Raw genomic sequence first — 20260 nt, forward strand, 5'->3', positions numbered from 1 at the left:
CGATGGAGCGAATGACAAAACTGACGACTGAGGATTATCATCCAGACACAACCAATTTGGATTTAATGTCCATTGCTGAAATTGTAAGGCTAATGCATGAAGAGGATCAAAAAATTCCACAGGCTATTGCCAAAGTATTACCTGAAATAGAACAGGCTATTATGGCTGTTGTACATGCGCTAAAAAATGGCGGTAGATTGTTTTATGTAGGGGCAGGGACAAGTGGGAGAATAGGGCTGTTAGATGCTGTTGAATGTCCACCCACATTTAGTACTTCGCCTAAACTAGTGCAAGCCATATTAGCGGGTGGCTCAGAGGCAGTAATGATCGCCATAGAAGGGGCAGAAGATGATTTATCTTTAGGTCGTCAAGAATTGGAGAACCAACGCTTAACAAATCTAGATATAGTCATTGGTATTGCGGCAAGTGGTAGAACGCCTTTTGTCAAAGGAGCTTTAAATTATGCTCAGCAAATGGGAGCCAAAACGATTAGCTTGGTCAGTAACGCTCGTTCCACCATTAGCGAAAATGTAGATATAGCTATTGAGGTTATTACTGGTCCAGAAATTCTAACTGGTTCCACTAGACTAAAGGCTGCAACCGCCCATAAACAAATACTCAATATGATTACAACCGCAACTATGGTCAAGCTTGGTAAAGTCTATAAAAATTTAATGGTGGATGTTCATGCTAGTAATTTTAAATTGCGAGAACGTGCCAAGCAAATTGTTTGTGAAGTGACAGGAGTATCGTATATTCAAGCTGAGCAAGTTTTAGAGCAAACCAATTATCAAGTAAAACTGGCTATTGTCATGTTACTAACAAATACAGTGTTAGAAGAAGCGACAGCATTACTCGCCCAATCCGAAGGGCATGTCCGTAGAGCAGTAGAATTACGTAAGCTTTGAAGAAAGAGGTGGATGGAACTGCTCCATTCACTTTTCCCTGAAGGCTACATACTAGAGGTGGGGATGGACGTATGGAAAAAATAAATGCCGGTTTAATTATGCTATCAGAAATGCGTGAGAAGCTGCCCCCTTCCGAGAAAAAGGTGGCGAGCTTTATTTTAGAGCATCCCACTCAGGCGATTAAAATGACCTCTGTAGAGTTGGGAGAGGCAAGTCAGACAAGCAGTGCAGCTGTTATACGATTATGCAAATCTCTGCATGTCAGCGGCGTTCAGGAATTAAAATTGCGTATTGCTGGTGATTTACAGCGTAATAACACCGACGACAGAGATATAGAGGCAAATGAGCCGTTACAATCAATTGTAGAGAAGGTGACCTTGCAAAGTAGTGAAATTTTGACACAAACGGCTAATTTAATAGATAAGGCTGAATTAGAACGTGCTGTATCAGCTTTAGCAAAGGCTAGAAGAATTATATTTTTTGGCGTAGGTGCTTCTGGAATTACTGCTATGGACGCAGATCAAAAGTTTTTAAGAATTAATAAGCATAGTAAAGTATTCATGGATTTACATTTAGGAGCTACAGCGGTCGTCAATGCACAGGAGGGGGATGTGGTAGTCGGGATATCCTTCTCTGGGGAAACGCACGAAGTGGCCAAAATCCTTGAAATAGCGGGCCAAACTCCTGCTACTACCATAAGTTTAACGCGTTACGGTAATTCATTAGTATCGAGTTTAGCCGATATTTGTTTATATGTGTCACCGAATGTCGAAGCGACCTTTAGAAGCGGTGCCACTTCCTCTCGTCTTGCCCAGCTTCTTGTCATTGATATTTTATTTATGGGAGTAGTGACCAGTGCCTATAATCAGACAATTGATTATTTAGATGAGACACGAACGGTTATTCAAGGACTGCATAAAAAAGTTGCTAAAAGAAAAATAAAGTAGAACGAAGACGATTTCTTAGCATCGTCTTCGTTTTTATTGCTCTGTCACAAATGGAGTGTTGATACAGCAGGATCAAAAAACTAAACATGGGAGAAAGATTACTAGCTCCAAGTAATTCAGTTACATCCACTGTAGTATCCAAAGGCAAAGCAATAGGGCCAGAAAAGATTTGTAGCAGCTCTTTCTAGTATTCATACAAAAAATAACACGGATATTAGCAAGTAGAGTTGCTAATGACCGTGTTATTTAAAATAGGCTAGACTTCTTTTTTGAATAGTTTTCCTGGCCAAAAGGCGTATTTGCCTAGAACCGTTGTAATGGCTGGTACAAGCAATGGTCGAACAATGAATGTATCCAGAAGGACACCGATTGCAGTGACGACACCGAATTGAACAAGTACTTGAATTGGTAATGTTGCCAGAACAGCGAAAGTCCCTGCTAAAATGAGACCAGCGGATGTTATGACACTTCCCGTACGGACAACTCCTTCTTCTACAGCTGTTAAATGATCCGTTGTTTTACGTTTTTTCCAAATCTCTGAAATCATAAAGATATTATAATCTTCGCCGAGCGCTACTAAGAACACGAATGCATACAACGGGATAGCTCCAGAAATGGCTTCTGCCCCCATGATATGATGTAAAATCAGCCAACCTGCCCCTAATGCTCCAAAGTAAGAGATGATCACGGTTGCTAATAAATAAACAGTGGCCGTAATGGAACGTAAATAAACAAATAATAATAATGCTATTAAAGCAATCATAGTTGGCATAATAACCGTTTCATCACGCTTAGTTATTTGTTGGGTATCATACTGACTAGCAGTTTCTCCACCGATCCAAACATGCTTATCAGCATTTTTAAGCCCACTTTGCTCCAGCATTTCGACAACTTCTGCCTTTAACTCAGGAATATGAGCCAATGATTCCTTTGCATAGGGGTTGGCATTTAAAGATAGCTCATATAACTGAATAGCGTTATTTTTTTCACCTATTTGCACATCTGCCACGCTATCAATATAAGAAATTGTTGAAAGCTGTTGCTGTAAATTAATTTCATTTTCCTCTGTATCAATCACTAATTGTACAGGTGCTAATTCTCCAGGCGAAAAATTCTCTTCTATTAAAGTGAAGCCTTCTCTTGACGGCATGTCTTTTGGGAAGGATGAAAGTAGATCAAACGTATATTGAATACGTGGAACGAATGCCGCTAATCCACCAAGTAAAATAACAGTTACAGTAATAACTATCCATGGCTTATGCGTAACGAAATGTCCGATTTTATGACTAATCTTATGTGACGGCTTATGTTGTTTCTTCCCTTTGCTAAGTGCCATTTCTTCTGTACGTGGAACAAATGGAAAGAAGGCTACACGACCAATGATAACAAGAATAGCAGGGAGGACAACGAGAGCTGCAATTCCCATTACAAGTACACCAAAGCTGAATGGTACTGCAAAGCGTTGGAATGCGCCGTAATGAGCAAGACTAAGGGTAGCTAGGCCAATGACCACCGTCAGGGCACTCATTAAAATAGCACCACCTGATTCTTTCACAGCGAGTTTCATTGCGACAGTTTTATCCTCAACATGGAAGAGAACTTCTCGGTATTTAGAAATCAGGAATAAACAATAATCCGTACCTGCGCCAAAAAGCAATACCGTCATAATAGAGACAGCCTGCGAATCTTTATCAATCCATCCTTGATCCGCAAAGAAGCCTAATGTTGGGCTGATCACTCCATAGGCAAGACCTACAACTAGTAAAGGAATAATAGCCAGTAATGGCGAACGATATATGATAATAAGTAATACTAAAACAAGCAATACGGTTGCAATTAATAGCTTCACATCTGCTTGGGAGAATAAACTAACAGCATCAGTAGCGATTCCAACTGGCCCTGAATAACGTACATGAAGCATGTCATTCGAAAGTTTCTTATCTAATTGAACTTTGTTACTCTCCATTACTTTTGTAAGTTTATCTAAACTACCTTGTAGGGCATCTGTAGCGACACCTTTTTCAAAAAACACAGGTGTAACAATGGTTGTGCCATTTTCTGAAGCAGCGGCTGATAGAGCCTGCGGTGGCATTTTATCAAATGGTGGAACCATCGTTTGATGAGCTAATGGTTTAGCTTGAAGCTCACTGTATATACTTTGTATAGCCGAATAGTCTTCAGTCGTTAGACCGCTGTCTCGGTACCAAACTAATAATAATGGTGTACCGGCATCATTAGGGAATTGTTCGGCAATCATTGCCGCGGCCTGTTCAGACATTTCCGTGTCAGGTAGGTTTTTGCCTGACTCACTTTCGATGCTATTAATTTGTGGCCAAGCAAAAGACAATACAATGACTAATAATACCCAAAAGGCTAGTGCTAATAAGCGCCCTTTTTTACTTGCAACCATTGAGCCCCATTGCTCAAGTGGATGTTTTTTCATGAGAAGACCTCCATTTCATGTAAGTGATTTAATTATATATACTAGAAGGTTAATTAATCAATCTAGAAATACTGATATGTTATAATATGAGTAAAAAGACTGCTTATTTATAAAGGAGGTGAACTTGTTGAAACAGTCACCGCGTATGCTTGGAAGACCTCGCCATGATGAAAATGCGAAACCGACAAAAGATCTAGTCCTTGAGACGGCTACAAAACTTTTTATTAAAGAAGGCTACAAAAATATTTCGATGGATGATGTAGCGAAAGCTTGTAACGTAACAAAGGCGACTATCTATTACTACTACCCAACTAAAGGCGAATTGTATACATCGGCACTCATTGCTATGATGGATCGCATCAGGCTATCCATTCTACAAATTTTGGAGCAACAAAAACCATTTAAAGAACGTCTTGAACAGCTCGTTGAAGTTCATTTATCAGCAACTATTGATATTGATATGAATAATTTTATGCGGGAGGCCTCCATCAATTTATCGGAATCTCAGTTGAGACAAGTACAAGCATCCGAAAATGAAATGTATCAAACGATTGAGCAGGCTATGCAAATGGAGATGGAGAAGGGCACGATTCGAAAAGGGAATGCCAAGTTTTTTGCTCATAACTTTATGGCATTGATGACAGTAGGGTATTTTAAAGATGGCGATGGAAAAACTTTGTTAGGTTCAGTAGATGTAACAGCAAAAGAAGTAACAAATTTCTTTTGGCTGTCTGTTCAAAATAAATAAAGCTTTGAAAGGAGTTATCTCATTAAATTAGAGATAACTCCTTTCATTGTTATATTTCAAAAAAGGGTTCTAAAAACGACAAGAAAGTGAATGATCATAAAAAAATTTGATGCATTAGAAAATTTATGATAGTAAGGCAGTTAATAGTTGATAAAATCAATGAATTTTGAAAAGATTGTCGAAATTGTGATTTAGCGCATTGAAATAATGTACAAACAGTCTTATAATGAAGGTTGTAATGTCACCAAGACAAGATAAGGATGGTATTATGATGCGCTTTTTGCGACTTAAAGTTAACATTGTAATAACAAGTCATACGAATCGCTATCCAGCCCTTGTGACTGGTGATTGTGTAGGATATACGCTGTAACGACTGTTAAGTTTTACCTTAATGGTCTTTTTTACATGTAAGCAATAAAAAATAGTACTAGTGATGGCAAAGGAGAGTTCAAAATGTCAGAAACGAATAACCAAACACAGGCTGAACAAGTAACTGTGAGTAAAGAGCAATTAGATGTACTAGATCAATTACTAAAACCTGAAGTTCAAGAATCACTTACAACTTTAGTTGAGCAATTACCAAAGTTAACTGAAATGATGACTTTATTAACGAAATCATACGAGTTTGCTCAAGCTGTTGCAACAGATGAAGTGCTCAAAAATGATACTGTTGGTGCAGTAACAGAAATCGCTGGACCTGTAGTAGGCTCTGCGAAAAACCTAGCAGCAACTGCAATTGAAGCGAAAGACCGAGCATCTGAAAGCCACGAAGTAATTGGTTTATTCGGTCTTGTGAAAATGTTAAAAGACCCTCAAGTTCAAAATGTATTCCGTTTTGTTAATGCTTTCTTACAAGTAAGCTCAGAACGCAAAGCTAAATAAGACTTAAGGTAAATTCAATTCGTAAGGACGGAGGATTAATTAATCATGTCAAAAGAAATCGTCATCTTAGGTGCAGGTTACGCTGGCGTTTTAACTGCATTAACAGCACGTAAGTATCTATCAGCTGATGAAGCTAAAATTACTGTAGTAAACCAATTCCCAACACACCAAATTATCACTGAACTTCACCGTTTAGCAGGTGGTACAATTGCAGAGGGTGCTGTTGCATTACCACTTAAAAAAATCTTTAAAGGTTTAGACATCGATCTACACATTGCAAAAGTAACGAAATTCAATGTAGATAATAAAAAAGTGGATTTAGATAATGGCTATACATTAACGTACGATACGCTTGTAGTATCTTTAGGAAGCCAAACTGGTTTCTTCGGTATCCCTGGATTAGAAGAAAACTCAATGGTTCTTAAATCAGTAAATGATGCCAATAAAATTAACAAACATATCGAAGATCGCATTAAAGCATATGCACAATCTAAAGATGAAGCAGATGCAACAATTGTTATCGGTGGTGGCGGTTTAACAGGTGTTGAGCTTGTTGGTGAAATCGTGGACAACTTCCCGAAAATCGCTGCAAAACACGGTGTTAACTTTGCGGATCTTAAAATTAAACTTGTTGAAGCTGGTCCAAAAATCTTACCAGTACTTCCGGATACACTTATCCAACGAGCTACTGAAAGCTTAACAAAACGCGGTGTAGAATTTATTACTGGAACACCTGTAACTGGTGTTGACGGCAACGTTATTTCTCTAAAAGACCGTGAACCAATTATTGCAAACACACTTGTATGGACAGGTGGGGTAGCACCACTTCCACTAGTAGGTGAATCAGGCCTTGCAGCTGATCGCGGTAAAGCAACAATTAATGAATTCCTACAATCTACATCTCACGAAGATGTATTTGTTATTGGTGACGCATCTGTAGCATTACCAGCTGATGGTGGTCGTCCACTTTACGCACCAACTGCGCAAGTTGCGTGGCAAATGGGTGAGCTTGCTGGTTATAACGTCTTTGCACAATATAAAAATCAAGAGATGAAAACATTCTCTGCAGTGAACTCTGGTACACTTGCAAGCCTTGGCCGTAAAGATGCGGTTGCTACAATTGGTGCAAGCAACACAGAACTTAAAGGTCTTCCTGCAACATTAATGAAAGAAGCTTCAAATATTCGTTATTTAACACATATTAAAGCTCTATTCGGTTTAGCTTACTAAAAATTATTATCCCACTTCCATTAGGAGGTGGGACTTTTTTATGGAAAGTTTGCTCTTACGATATTTGTTTATTAATTACTTCAAAGAGAGTAAAATTAATACAAATCTAGTTACTGGAGTGATGACATGTGTTAACGATATTTCAATCAAAAAGAGAAGATATAGAGCAATTTAAGGATAAAATTGATGAGTTGAATGCAAAGCTAGATAAGAAGGACCATGAATTACAAATTTTTCTCAATGAATTACATAAGGAATTAATTTCGACGATTGAACAGCACGATATAGTTAATCATCAACATGTCATTTTGGGTGAAATGGTTACTACTATTTTAAACGAGTTTAATCGTGTAGAAAACAGCACCATTGAATCCAATATCATATCTGGCCATGCTCTAGAAAAAGGAAACTCTTTAATTCTTTCTTCAGATGAAATGGTTTCTTTATCGATTGATAGTAAACAAGCTGTAAAAGAAGTTCAGCATGTTATTGATGAGCTTGGTGAGCAATCAAGAAAAACAACAAATAGTATGAACCATTTAAGTGAACGTTCAAAGCAAATAACAGATATCGTCAAAGTCATCAGTGAGATTTCTAATCAAACCAATTTACTAGCATTGAATGCATCTATTGAAGCAGCGAGAGCAGGGGAGCATGGCAAAGGGTTTTCAGTCGTTGCAGAAGAAGTACGAAAGCTTGCTGAAAATACCAAATCAAGTACAGAGGATATTGTGAATCTTACGAAAAAAATTGAGGATCAAATATCTGAGGCATATGAGGATAATAAAAATAATATGCAACTGGTGACAGAGGGACTTCAAAAGAGCACGGATACGTCTGAGCAAATTAACGTATTACTCCAAATCATTATGAATGTCCAAGGTGAAGTGAAGGAATTACTTCACTATATAGATAGCCAAAAAATTTCGACTGAAGATGTCATGAGTAAATTTAAAACAACAACAGTACTTTTTGATGAAACAAATAAAGTTTTAACTGACCATATTGATGAATCAGATATGGTCACAAAAAAATTACTAGAAGCAGTTGAAAAGGTGAAGGGTTTCCCTCATTCAATTTAACTATAGTTTTACTTGATACATAAAAAAGCACCGTTCTAAAAATGATTAGAATGGTGCTTTTTCGATACTAAAGTTTGGATTTGAATATTTCTTTTGTAGCTTTCTGTATTAGCTTTGGTAGCACGCCGAAGGAATAAGGCTTATAAACTCTCTCAGTCCATTTGTGTCCATCTTTTCCGTATACACCCATAGTAACAGAAGGGATATTCATTTCCTTTATTTTCTCAAATGGTAGGGGATAGAGTGTATCCCATTTTGGGAAGTTATTGAGCAACTCTTGAAGTTCCTCTTGGGTAGCATGAATAGATAAGAAGCTTCCATCCGCTAAGTAAGGGAAAAAGCGCTTAACTTGAAATACTTCGCCTGTTTCATACGCTACCTCATCAACGACTTGTGATATGGTCTGCTTTAATAACTGATCTCTTACCACATTTTCCTTTAAATAATTATGGGGTAGGAATGGTGGTGCAAAGAATAGCACAACTCGAGGCTTATGCTCTGGATCTGCCTTTTGCAGGGCATCAACGATTGCAAACGACTGTTGGCGTAATTCCTTGCCTGCATTTTTTCTCAAGACATCAGCAATAATAGGCTCGGTTTGAATACCCTTTCCGTTTAAATAAACAATAAGCTCATCATAAGTAACAACCTCTATATGCCATGATAATGAACGCTTAGGTACGTTGGAGCGTTCAATATATTTCTCATACTGAAGCTGTAAATATTGTTCTGCCTCAAGACATGCCTGTTGTGCGACAGACTTAAGTTTCTTAACAACATGATCTGGTGACTCTTCATATAAAAAATAGTTAAAATAAATGTGGCTAGTAGACGCCGTTTGTACCGTATAGGATTCTTTGGTGTCACGTTGGTATAAGCATGTAGGTGGAAGGATAGTTTCTCCTGCAATTGCCTCCGTTAATGCTAAATTATTATGAATACGCTCTGTTATTTTAGCTGCCACATAATTGGGATCGATACCACTTAATGTATCTCCCACATGTACTTCCCGCCCATAAATGTGGAAGGAGGGTAGTAACTTTCCTGCAACACCAGTATAAATATAACGGTGAGGATCTTCACCATATAAAGGAGTTGTAAAGTCAGTATTAATCGCCATTAGAAAATCTAGTGCTTGTTCCATTTTTAAACGATTAAGCTCATCTAATGCATCAATAATTCCATTATGCTCTGCTTCTTCGCCACCGTTTAAAATAAGTAATATATTTCCTTCTAATTCATGAAGATGATTGGTGAAATATTGAATATTGGCAATATGGACTGCAGCTCCGCTTTTCATATCTACAGCTCCACGCCCAAACATCCAGTCGCCACTTTGAGCATCCTTCTGTACATCCGTATTTCCTTCATAGGTTTTAAAGAAATCCTCAAGCTTGGTAGGAGAAAAAGCAAACTCTTTTAAATGACCATAATCTTCTATATCCACTGTATCTAAATGAGCGTGATAAATAATTGTCTTTTTTGTTGCATGAAGACTTTTTACGAAGGCAAAAAGATTTTTTCGGCCAATGGGGTCCTGTTTTACGTTTAAAGTCCAAAGAAATGCAGGGTTTTCTTGATAGTAAGGGAATTCCTTCATTTTCTCATAGATATACTCGATAATTTTCCCTTCACCTTGAGTACCATTAATACTATTAATAGTTACTAACTCATTTGTAAGCTCTTCAATTTGCTTTGCGATGGGTAACTGTCTTAGTTGTGAATACATGTATATTGCTCCTTTTTTGTTCGATTAGATATCATTCAAAATAGCAACTATATTTACTTAATTGTTTCGTTATATGAAAATAAATCCGCATTGTGGAATATAATTCATCATATAAGAAAAAATCGTAAACGTCAATTTTAATTTTTATAAAATTCTGTTTCTTTTTATTAATTTATTCGGTTGCAAGTCTATATAAATGAGTAAAAATTCGTTAAAATGAATAAAAGGAGGATGAGCAATGATTCAATCCATTGAAAGAGCAATGATGATTATTCATGTACTAGCCAAGAATCCTAAACGATTCTTTTCTGTTCAAGATATATATAATGAAACAGACTTACCTAGCAGTACAATTTATCGTTTATTGTATACATTAGAAAACTTTGATTTAGTAGAAAGAAATGAGGAAAAAAAGGAATTTCGTTTAGGGTATACATGGTTACAGCTCGGCATGAAAATGTACCACCATACAAATATCCGAGAAAAAGCCCATCCTTTATTAGAAGAGCTTGCCATTAATGTGCGGGAAACAACATATTTAAATATTCCAAAACTAAATAATTCTATTATTATTGATCGTGTAGATAGCCCAAAAAATGTACGTATCATTGATATGATAGGTGAAAAAATCCCCTATCCGATTGGAGCAGCGAATAAGGTATTACTTGCATTCTCAGAGAAGGAAATGCATGCAGGCTTTCTAAAAAATATAAATGATCTTGAAAAAATAGAGTTAATGGAACAATTAAATGTCATCAAAGATAAGGGATACTCCATTAGCTATGGAGAAAAAACAAAGGGAACAGTATCGGTGGCGGCACCTGTTTTTGATTTAAATAAAGAACCAATTGCAGCTATTAGCGCAGAGTGTTTTGAGTATGATACAGATACTGAAAAATTAGAAAGTATTGCAAAGGAAGTCACAAGAGCTGCTCACCTACTTTCACAAGAGCTAGGTCATATGTAAATAGGTCTTTTCCACGTAAGGAAAAGCCCTATTTTTTTGTTTACCTAGGAGAAGTACTTTGATACAAAGTCGCTTTAGACGGGCGTATCGTTAAAATAAATAAAATGAAAGCTACCATCACCATGACAAATGAGGCACTTACTATAACAAATCGTATAGAAATAAATTCAGCAGTCATTCCAAATGCAGCAGTCAGAATTATGATGAAAAGGGCTTCAAAAAAACCATAAATACTCCCTATACGTCCCATGCTTTCAGCAGGGATATTATTTTGGTAAAAAGTATAGAAACCTGTATTCGCAAAAGCTGTTGCGAATGATAAGAGAAAGCAACCTAAAGCTGCCATAAAAAAAGTATAGGAAGAAGTAAACAGTAAATAACCGAAGGCCGTCATTATAGACCCCATGCCGATTAACCAAGCAGTAGAGGTTTTTTCAACAAAGGCTGAATTGGTTAGAGAGCCAATTAATACACCGACACCTGCAATACTGACTAAAACCCCATATTCTCCCTCTGATAAAGCAAGTACTTGAGTGGCAAAAGCAGCCTCTAAAGAATCAGTCGCTGTCATCAATACAATGGTAGCACTAAATAATAAATAGACTGCCATCACATAGGCATTTTTTAAGCTAAAATGGATGACCAATTTCCAATCATGGAGCCATATTTTATAAAGTGTTGCATTTTCTGTACGATGAGCAAAGCCTAATTGTACATGTCCTTCAACGTCTGGCATCTTTATAGTTATGCAGGCAGATAAAAATAAAGCAATAGCATTTAAGTATATAGCCATATTCGTTGTGCCTATTGTAAATAGAAAGCCTGCTATAGCTGGACCTGTTAGGAAGGCCCCAGAATCAAGCAAACTACGTAATGAGATAAAGCGTTTTCTTTGCTCTATCGGTATCAATTTAGTGATATAAGTCATAGAGGTAGGATGATACATAGAACTAGTAGCTGTAATGATAAAGACTAAAATATAAATCCATCCTATGCTCGAAAAGCTGGGAAGTGCGACAATCAATATGGACCGGCAAAGATTCAATAGAATCATCAGGTGTTTTTTATTAAAGCGGTCTATTAAACTACCAGACCAAAAATTAGTAAACAATGTGGAGAGGGCCCTTACAATATACAAGCCAGAAACAGCAAGTGCTGATTCCGTCAGATTGAGTACAGTAAGGTTCAAAGCAATAAAATAAATCCATTCACCGATACTAGAAATACCAATACTACTTAAAAGGATAATTGGATAGCGCCACGATTTTAAAGATTTTTTCATATAAATTCCTCCTTCAGCAAAAGTGATCTTGCAAAATAAAAAATCCCACCCCCAAGACAGTAGTCTTAGGGACGAGACGGAAGAATTTATGCTCACGTGGTGCCACCCTAGTTCACTAGTATGTTGCCATAATAGCCTTTTCAGTACGGCATGAATGAATGCTTATACTGTAACTCTATAACGGGAGTACCCGTCGCACCATCATTCTAATAGAAATCCAATGCGCAACTCTGAGGCTTGTTTCAATAATTAGTTCTTGCTCGTTTTCAGCAACCGGAGCTCTCTGGGAAGAACAGCCTTATTTACTCTTCTCTTCACTGTATTTTGGATAGTGTAGCATATATAGTTAATTTTGGTAAAGCGCTACATTGAAATAGATGGTCCATTTTTTTGAATGTAAGCTTTCAGTTGCATGAAAAGCGACTCGCAAAACTGGATAGTATGAATCATATTGGAAGCATCCTCAAGGGAATGATTAAGACCATCAAAAACAGCGAGATCGAGAGTAGTAAGTTGAGCTATTTTTTCCTGTGAAAAATGTGGATCTGCTGTGCCAATCGCCAAAAATGCTTGTTTATCTAATAGATTAGCCATTGTATGGTCTAGTGACAATAGAGGTGTTAAGAGTATATATCGAGTAGGTATTAAAGACGACTGTTGCATATAAAAATCTATTATAGGTAAGGTTCCTAATGATTTGCCTATATAAACGGCATTTGTATAAGGCTTTGTTCTTAAGCAATGTTCTACAATAGGATTGACAACGCTATAGACCATATTTGAAATGGCCTGTGGTTCCTGCTCAAACAGTTGTTGTTCAAACGAATAATTGATTTGGATAACATCATATCCAAGCTCTAACAGTAGTAATCGTGAATAATAAAGAACAGGTTTTTCGTAGCTATAGCCTGTACCAGATAACATAAAGCATATGCTATTGCTGTTTTGATCAAAAAAATCATAGGGTATTCCATTACAATTCTCTTGCTTAGGTTTAATTTTCATAAAGATATCTCCAGTCTTTGGAAATTTAGTTTATAATTCGACTATAACAAGGAGGGAGAAAAAAATGAAGGCTATAGTAATAAATGAATTTGGTACGTCTGATGTATTAACATATACGGAATATCCAAAGCCTACAATCTCTACAGGAGAAATCCTAATACGTACAATCTATACGAGTGTGAACTATGCAGATATTAAAAACCGTACAGGTAATAAGGCTAAAGGAAATTTTCCAATGATTCTTGGGTTAGATGTTGCTGGTATTGTAGAAGAGGTTTTTAATGAGAAAAGCAATTTTCAGAAGGGGGACCAGGTCATTGCATTTCCGATAAATGGTGCATATGCAGAGTATGTCGTAGCAAAGGAACAATTGGTTTTTAAAGTCCCCTATGATGTACCGCTAAAGAAGGTAGCAGCTGTGCCAACTGTATCGTTTTTATCGTACATCTTAACACATCAGATAGCACCTATTAGTCAGAATGATTCGGTATTAATTCATGCTGCATCTGGTGGGGTAGGAACAATGCTTATTCAAATGGCCAAAAAGCTAGGCGCTAAACAAATTATTGGAACTGTAAGTACTTTGGAGAAGGCATCGATAGCTTATCAGCTTGGGGCAGATCTTGTTCTTACATACGATCAATTTAGTGAACATGTAAGAGGCTTTACTGGAGGTCTTGGTGCCGATATTGTCTTTGATTCCATTGCGGGAGCTATAACAGAGGAAAGCTTAACTTGCCTAGCACCATATGGCACACTTGTACAATTCGGCAATAGTGGAGGCAAGGCAGGAATTATTAAAACATCGAATTTACATAGTAGCTGTCGTAATGTAAAAGGATTTAGTCTTGGTACGACTAGGGACTTAAGACCGGAAATGTTACAACAGGTTGCTCAACATATTTTTACTTTATTAAAAGAGGATAGTTTTCAAGTGCCCATTGCTAAAGAATTTTCATTAGAGGATATGCCGAAGGCTCATGAACTGATGGAAAGTCGTCAGCATCAGGGAAAAATAGTAATAAAAATATAGAAACAAGGGGAGAGTGACGCTCAAAGGAAGAGCGCCATCTCTCTTTATCAACGGTCTAATTCATTTAGTTTTTCATATATACGTCTTTTTCGATATAGCATAATACCCGTTTCAGCAACATCTTGAATCATGCCTTTATTTGCGTATGCACCGAAGATCATACCAGCAATAGGTATCATTTGAAACAGTTTTTTCCAGCCCATCTGGTCCCGATACGTATAAAATACCTCCTGCCAGCCTTGTAGCTGGGAAATCATATTATCAGTAGCTTTATTAGTACTATTCATAGTGGAAAGCTCCTGTAGGATGGCTTCCTTACCGACGATATCTGCTGATGTGAATTGCAGGCATTTCACAATAAAAATTCGTTCCATTTTATCGTTAGGGTCATAGCCATGTATAATAGCAATTTCTTGCAATGTCTTCAGTGCGGTTCCTAAAATAACAGGTATATCAATAGCCAAGGTAAATATTCCGCCAAATCCAGTAGAAGCCCCTTGAACAGTCGCAAACTTTACACGCTCATTTTGCAATTTATCACTAAGAGTAATCATATCCTCTAATGGGATTTGACCAATATCTGAAATGCCCAAAATATGCTCTGTGGAAGAATGGTTACGGATTTTTTGAATCATGGCTTGTTCATTGATTAAATATTTTCCACCGGATTGTATGTAGTTCCCTAATTCATCGACTAATAATGCAATTTTATTTTGAATAAAAGTAGGCGTCATTTTATCTAACAACTTAAACGGTATTCTACCTAGTTTCTCCCAAAACCATAAATCCTTTTGATCCTTTTCCCAAACCTGAATTTCCTGCAAGTGCTGCTCTAATAGCTGACGGTTCTCCATTATTGTCTATCCCCTTATGTGTTCTTTTACTTTACATACGAAAAAAATAGTATAAGGTTTCGCCTTGTCTTGATTCATCTGTATACTTTTTGTGTCGAAAATAAAGGTTCAAGTACAAATGAACTCCGACCATCTAATAAAATGATATGTTATTGCCAGATGGAAGCAAGGAGTGCAATACCTTCATCTATTTGCTGAAGTGTCAGTCCCCCATAGCCTAAAATGATTAAAGTATCCTCTGTACCATGCTGATAGAAAGTAGAACATGGATAGACAAGAATTCCAATGTTTTGAGCAAGTTGAATCGCATTTTTCTCAGAGAGTCTATTAGGTAACTTCATCACGATATGTAGCCCAGATTTTTCACCGATGATTTGAAATTCCTCCGGAAAATGAGTGGAGATAGCAGTTAGTAGAGCTTGTTGTTTTTTACGATAAACTGTCCGCATTTTCGCTAAATGTTTATCAAATTGACCTTGTCCAATGAAATCAGCTAAAACAAGTTGCTCTACTCTGGAGACAACTGATTTTTGATCATGGTTAAAGGCATTAAACGATGCAATTAATGACTTTGGTAAAATCATATAACTGATTCGCAAAGAAGGCAGCAACGTTTTAGAAAATGTTCCAAAATAAATAACTCGCCGAAGCTGATCCATTTTTGCTAAAGAGGGGATTGGCAGCCCTTTATAACGAAATTCTGAGTCATAGTCATCTTCAATAATGTATGCCTCATTCAAATTTGCCCATTGCAACAAGGCGGCTCTTCTCTCTACGGTCATAATCATGCCCAAAGGAAATTGATGAGCTGGTGTTGTGTATAACATGTGAATTGTTTTTGAAGGAAGAGTTATACCGGCTTTATCCACAGGGATGGCCTTTGTAGACAAACCGCATTGTCGTAAAGTAGTATGTGCCCGTTTAAAACCCGGTTCTTCTACTCCGACCTTACTCTGGGGACCTAAAAAGAGACTAAGGGCTTGAAGTTGACTTTGTGTTCCACCATAAACAAACACTTGTGAGGCATCACAAACAACGCCACGTGAACGTTGTACATAGCGCGCAATTTCAGATCGTAAAACGTCTTCTCCTGCCCAAGGACTTGTGGATAAATTATTCCTGTTTACATGTTTTTTCAGGAGCTTATGCCAAAGTGAATAGGGAAAAGCCTCGTTATCCACATGCCCGTTATGAAAATCATACTGAATGTCATTGGATATGATTGTCCTTAGAGGAACCTCATGCTGCTGTTCATCTTGTACCCAATCAAATTCAAAGGGAGCAATAAAATAACCCGACCGTTCTTTACTATAAACATAACCTTCTGCCAGTAATTGTTCATAAGCCTCCTTCACAGTATGTACACTTACATCGAGAGTTCGTGCAAGGGCTCGCTTAGAGGGTAATTGCTCATGACCTAATAGCCTTTTAGATAAAATAGACTGTCTAATTTCTTCGTAAATCTGAATGTATTTGGCTGAATCTCCTGTCAATGAAATGGATAGCTCCACAAGATAACCTCCTCTGATATGGTCTGGTTTTTAATAATTGGTACTTTCCATCATATCAATTTTACCGTTAAATAATTAAAAAAGGAGTGATACATCATGGAATTTATTGCATTAGAAAATGAAATAGTTAAACTAAAGCCTTTAGAGTTAAATGATTTATCGGGGATACTAGAGGCGGCGAGTTATCCAGAAATATGGCCACATATGTCCACAACGATTGAAAAAATCGTGGATGTGAATAACTTTGTGGAAAATGCTTTATTAATGAGGCGTAATAAAACAGAATTTCCTTTCGTTATTGTGGATAAAAAGACGGGAGAGATCATAGGGTCTACACGTTTTATGGATATAGATGATACACATCAGCGGGTTGAAATAGGAACAACATGGCTGACACCAGCCTACTGGCGTACCGCTATTAATACAAATTGTAAATACCTATTATTACAATACTGTTTTGAAATCCTTCTTTTACAGCGAGTTCAAATCAAAACTGATCATGAAAATATTCAATCTCAGAAAGCTATTGAGCGTATAGGAGCGACAAAGGAAGGTGTATTACGGAATCATATGATTCGTAAAGATGGAACCACTCGCCATACAGTCATGTATAGTATGACGTTAGAGGAGTGGCCGCAGGTGAAAATTCACTTAAATCAATTATTAGGCGAATCTAATTAATATTTGGGTTTTAATGGATTTTTATTGGCCGCTAAGACTTTTTTTTCTATTAAAAAGTGTCAAAAAATAAGGGGAAGGGTAGAGTACTTAAAAATTGAAAGAGGGTAATCTACTTGAAACCAAAATACACGCTAAGACAAATCTATGGTGAGAATGCAGTTTATACACCAAGAACGCCGTTTAGTGATAATCCATGGATGATGGACGATCCTCATAAACTGGATGCCCTAACCTCTAGAGAAGTAGCAATTGCTGATATTCCTGTATTAGTGCACCGAGCTACCCAAACTGAAAAAGCTCAGGAACTACATCGATTAACAGGTTTACCATGGGTCGAACAGCCTTTTAGTTATGACACACAGGAGGAGTATTTAGCTCATATTCGTTCTTGGTGTGAAGACGACAAAACGATTGTTTGTCAATATATACATGACTTGGATCATATGGACCGTCAATGCTATTGGATGGATGCCGAGAAATTTAATGAATTGAATTCAAAAGCATATATTGATCATTTAATCGATAGCAAATTTGTTCCGAGTCGTTTAAATGTTGAAACCTATAGGCTCTCAGATGCCATCAAAAATTGGCAACCGCCTGTGGTCCTTAAGCCGGGCGATGATTCCCCAACCTCTGGAGGATATGGAGTCATCATTTGCCATAATAAAGAGGAACTGACGGAAGGTCTGCGGCAATTCCGAATGACTGGAACGGAGAGCATAATTATTGAGGAGTTATTACAGACAAAGGACAATTATAGCTGTCAATTTGTCTACTCCGAGGAGCTAGGTATTCAATATTTAGGAGCCTCTCAACAAATTACCGATGAAAACGGTATTTATCACGGTAATATAATAGTAGATGAAGTTCCTGAAAAGGTCATCGAAGTAGGAAGACATATTATGGAGCAAGGCGTTGCAGAAGGATTCGTTGGTGTGGCAGGGTTTGATTTAATTGTCACAGAGGCTGGTGATGTTCAGGCTATTGATTTGAATTTCCGCCAAAATGGCTCCACCTCTATGCTAATGTTTCATGATACTTTAGGTAAGCCTATCAATAAATTTGCCTCCTATGTTGCACAAAGTCCACAGGAAAATGAAGTTTTCTTTCAAACCATTAAGAAGTTTGTTGAACAGAAAATATTATTTCCGTTATCATTTTATGACGGGGATTATTTCGATGAACCTGTTCCCTCTAGATTCGTTGGAATATGGTATGCCGATCAACTTAGCGAGATTGAAAAACTTGAGCAGGAACTATTATAGTAAAAAAAGAATGGTCATTAATCGACCATTCTTTTTTTATAAATAAATGCAGCGAGAAACCAAGAAAGTAGAGACCATACAACTATCGTAATCATAGGAATGAATACATCTGACATTGAATATTTACCTTCTAATGCTTCTGCTAACAGTAATAATTGTGAGCTTGGTAACCATTCTGCAATCTTTAGGATTGGATAAGTAGAAGCAAAATTTAGGGCGATTGGGCCAAAAGAGAAAATTATGATAACCGGTAAAACAATGATGGAACCTTCCATAATAGACTTAGAAAATAGTCCACAAATCGTTCCAAGTGCAATATAAAATACAGTAGAAAGTACTAATGAAATCGCTAAAATGAGTAGGTTAGATGGTTTATATCCGACAATAAAAATAGACATAGCTACCACGATCATCGTTACGATAAGAACAAATAAGCTTTTACCAATTAATATATCTCCTAGTGAGGCAGGGGAGAGCATCAGGCTGCGTAATGTATTTTTCTCCTTCTCCTCCGCAATTAAACAGCATTGTATATAAGCCGTTACCATTGAAAATGTCATATTAATAGGTAAGAGATAAGCGTTGATAGAGGATGCACCGGATTGGTTATATAAAAATGCCAAAATTATCGGTAAGAGTACCATCGAAGATACAGCATAGTTACGTGAAAATTCCTTATAATCTTTCATTAATATAGCTTGAATTCTTGTCATTGAAATATTCATACTAAATCACTCCCTGTTATTTGCATAAAAATATCGCCTAATGTTGGTTCATTTGTATGGATTCGAGTAACGACATTGGCTTTCATCCATTGATACAGCTTCTCAGCATCTTGAGCGCCGTTTTGAATAACTTCTTGTGTACCATCTGTAAGCTCAACAGTCAGAGAATCGGTGCCAAATTCCTGCTTCAAGTCGCTTGGAGCACCAATTGCTCGAATTTTCCCTTTATGCAGAAAAGCAACTCGGTCACAAAGTATTTCGGCTTCGCTCATGTCATGTGTTGTTAAAAATATCGTTGTCCCCATGGCATTCAGTTTTCGTAAACCATTATAGATATGTTCTGTATTTACAGGATCAAGGGCAGAAGTAGGCTCATCTAAAAATAATAATTCGGGCTTATGCATAATAGCTCTAGCCAGTGTAACCCGCTGTATCATTCCCTTTGATAGCTGACTAATCTTCTTTTTACGATCAGCATATAAGTTCACAAAATCAAGAGCTTCTTTAACGGCAGTGACTGACAGCTCATATAACTTACTATAGAGTAATAAATTCTCCTCAATAGATAACCTAGTATACAAACCACTATTATCTGTTAATATGCCAAAACGTTTACGATTTTGACTTTGTTTCATGTCAGCTGCTGGCTGTCCAAATAATAGAACATTTCCAGCCGTTTTTTCAGTTTGCGCAGTCAATATTTTAATAGTAGTTGTTTTTCCAGAGCCACTCGGACCAAGGAAACCAAATATTTCTCCTTTTTGTATAGTAAAGGAAACATCTTGTAGGGCGGTTTCTTTATTAAAGATTTTTTTCAAATGCTGTACATCAATTACTGCGTTCATGTGTAAGCCTCCTGTTTGTTGTTGATGTCTAAACTATAAACAACAAGTGAAAGGTTCACAGCAAAAATTAGATGAGAGGCGGAAAAAAGACCATCAACGAAACAATATGGAAGGTGACAGGAG

General features: G+C 37.2%; 19 protein-coding genes and 1 other annotated feature. Of the genes, 11 read left to right on the forward strand and 8 right to left on the reverse strand.

Going from position 1 to position 20260, the window contains the following annotated elements; all coding sequences use genetic code 11:
• The first annotated feature begins 2 nt into the window (after positions 1-2).
• Positions 3-908: an N-acetylmuramic acid 6-phosphate etherase gene (gene murQ / locus MKX57_RS01480; RefSeq protein ID WP_089987077.1), complete on the forward strand. Its 906-nt coding sequence runs from the start codon at positions 3-5 to the stop codon at positions 906-908.
• A gap of 71 nt (positions 909-979) precedes the next feature.
• Positions 980-1855 carry a MurR/RpiR family transcriptional regulator gene (locus MKX57_RS01485; RefSeq protein ID WP_090002387.1) on the forward strand — a complete coding sequence of 292 codons (876 nt, stop codon included), beginning with the start codon at positions 980-982 and terminating at the stop codon, positions 1853-1855.
• A 256-nt stretch (positions 1856-2111) separates the two neighbouring features.
• On the opposite strand, the gene MKX57_RS01490 is transcribed toward MKX57_RS01485, so the two are convergent.
• Positions 2112-4298: an MMPL family transporter gene (locus tag MKX57_RS01490; protein WP_089987079.1), complete on the reverse strand. Its 2187-nt coding sequence runs from the start codon at positions 4296-4298 to the stop codon at positions 2112-2114.
• Positions 4299-4416: 118 nt separating this feature from the next.
• On the opposite strand from MKX57_RS01490, the gene MKX57_RS01495 reads away from it, so the two are divergent.
• From MKX57_RS01495 to MKX57_RS01515, 5 genes are all read left to right on the forward strand, one after another.
• On the forward strand, positions 4417-5046 hold the full coding sequence (locus MKX57_RS01495; protein ID WP_237068896.1) for a TetR/AcrR family transcriptional regulator: 630 nt from the start codon (positions 4417-4419) through the stop codon (positions 5044-5046).
• A 238-nt stretch (positions 5047-5284) separates the two neighbouring features.
• Positions 5285-5416: a hypothetical protein gene (locus tag MKX57_RS01500; RefSeq protein WP_255319038.1), complete on the forward strand. Its 132-nt coding sequence runs from the start codon at positions 5285-5287 to the stop codon at positions 5414-5416.
• An 83-nt stretch (positions 5417-5499) separates the two neighbouring features.
• On the forward strand, positions 5500-5928 hold the full coding sequence (locus tag MKX57_RS01505; protein WP_004227758.1) for a DUF1641 domain-containing protein: 429 nt from the start codon (positions 5500-5502) through the stop codon (positions 5926-5928).
• A gap of 45 nt (positions 5929-5973) precedes the next feature.
• Positions 5974-7158: an NAD(P)/FAD-dependent oxidoreductase gene (locus MKX57_RS01510; protein WP_008176337.1), complete on the forward strand. Its 1185-nt coding sequence runs from the start codon at positions 5974-5976 to the stop codon at positions 7156-7158.
• Positions 7159-7286: 128 nt separating this feature from the next.
• Positions 7287-8240, forward strand: a complete 954-nt coding sequence (locus MKX57_RS01515; protein ID WP_342550693.1) for a methyl-accepting chemotaxis protein — start codon at positions 7287-7289, stop codon at positions 8238-8240.
• Positions 8241-8307: 67 nt separating this feature from the next.
• On the opposite strand, the gene MKX57_RS01520 is transcribed toward MKX57_RS01515, so the two are convergent.
• Positions 8308-9969, reverse strand: a complete 1662-nt coding sequence (locus MKX57_RS01520; RefSeq protein WP_342550694.1) for a M20/M25/M40 family metallo-hydrolase — start codon at positions 9967-9969, stop codon at positions 8308-8310.
• 238 nt (positions 9970-10207) lie between these two features.
• On the opposite strand from MKX57_RS01520, the gene MKX57_RS01525 reads away from it, so the two are divergent.
• Positions 10208-10936, forward strand: a complete 729-nt coding sequence (locus MKX57_RS01525) for an IclR family transcriptional regulator (RefSeq protein WP_008176332.1) — start codon at positions 10208-10210, stop codon at positions 10934-10936.
• Positions 10937-10976: 40 nt separating this feature from the next.
• Here the strand turns inward: MKX57_RS01525 and MKX57_RS01530 are convergent, their stop codons facing one another.
• Together MKX57_RS01530 and MKX57_RS01535 are read right to left on the reverse strand one after the other, a co-directional pair.
• The gene (locus MKX57_RS01530) at positions 10977-12218 is read right to left on the reverse strand and encodes an MFS transporter (protein WP_342550695.1); all 1242 of its coding nucleotides are present in this window, start codon (positions 12216-12218) and stop codon (positions 10977-10979) included.
• Between the two features lie 64 nt (positions 12219-12282).
• Positions 12283-12545: a binding site (T-box leader), on the reverse strand.
• A gap of 36 nt (positions 12546-12581) precedes the next feature.
• Positions 12582-13223 (reverse strand): hypothetical protein, encoded by a 642-nt coding sequence (locus MKX57_RS01535; protein ID WP_096363426.1) that lies wholly within the window; start codon positions 13221-13223, stop codon positions 12582-12584.
• A 64-nt stretch (positions 13224-13287) separates the two neighbouring features.
• Between MKX57_RS01535 and MKX57_RS01540 the strand changes: the two genes are divergently transcribed.
• Positions 13288-14256 carry a zinc-binding dehydrogenase gene (locus MKX57_RS01540; protein ID WP_089987084.1) on the forward strand — a complete coding sequence of 323 codons (969 nt, stop codon included), beginning with the start codon at positions 13288-13290 and terminating at the stop codon, positions 14254-14256.
• Between the two features lie 47 nt (positions 14257-14303).
• Here MKX57_RS01540 and MKX57_RS01545 read toward each other — a convergent pair whose 3' ends face one another.
• Positions 14304-15110: an EcsC family protein gene (locus MKX57_RS01545; protein WP_008176324.1), complete on the reverse strand. Its 807-nt coding sequence runs from the start codon at positions 15108-15110 to the stop codon at positions 14304-14306.
• A 149-nt stretch (positions 15111-15259) separates the two neighbouring features.
• Positions 15260-16621, reverse strand: coding sequence for a PLP-dependent aminotransferase family protein (locus MKX57_RS01550; protein ID WP_342550696.1), 1362 nt, complete (start codon positions 16619-16621; stop codon positions 15260-15262).
• 96 nt (positions 16622-16717) lie between these two features.
• Here MKX57_RS01550 and MKX57_RS01555 point away from each other — a divergent pair, with 96 nt between their 5' ends.
• Complete coding sequence (locus MKX57_RS01555; RefSeq protein WP_342550697.1) at positions 16718-17302, forward strand: GNAT family protein; 585 nt, start codon at positions 16718-16720, stop codon at positions 17300-17302.
• Between the two features lie 113 nt (positions 17303-17415).
• On the forward strand, positions 17416-18567 hold the full coding sequence (locus MKX57_RS01560) for an ATP-grasp domain-containing protein (RefSeq protein ID WP_342550698.1): 1152 nt from the start codon (positions 17416-17418) through the stop codon (positions 18565-18567).
• A gap of 17 nt (positions 18568-18584) precedes the next feature.
• On the opposite strand, the gene MKX57_RS01565 is transcribed toward MKX57_RS01560, so the two are convergent.
• A complete protein-coding gene (locus MKX57_RS01565) occupies positions 18585-19292 on the reverse strand; it encodes an ABC transporter permease (RefSeq protein ID WP_008176318.1) in 708 nt (235 codons plus the stop codon).
• Positions 19289-20137: an ABC transporter ATP-binding protein gene (locus MKX57_RS01570; RefSeq protein ID WP_008176316.1), complete on the reverse strand. Its 849-nt coding sequence runs from the start codon at positions 20135-20137 to the stop codon at positions 19289-19291. The genes MKX57_RS01565 and MKX57_RS01570 overlap by 4 nt, the downstream gene beginning before the upstream one ends.
• Between the last annotated feature and the right edge of the window lie 123 nt (positions 20138-20260).

Source organism: Lysinibacillus sp. FSL M8-0216 (assembly GCF_038595555.1).
GTDB classification, from domain to species: domain Bacteria; phylum Bacillota; class Bacilli; order Bacillales_A; family Planococcaceae; genus Lysinibacillus; species Lysinibacillus fusiformis.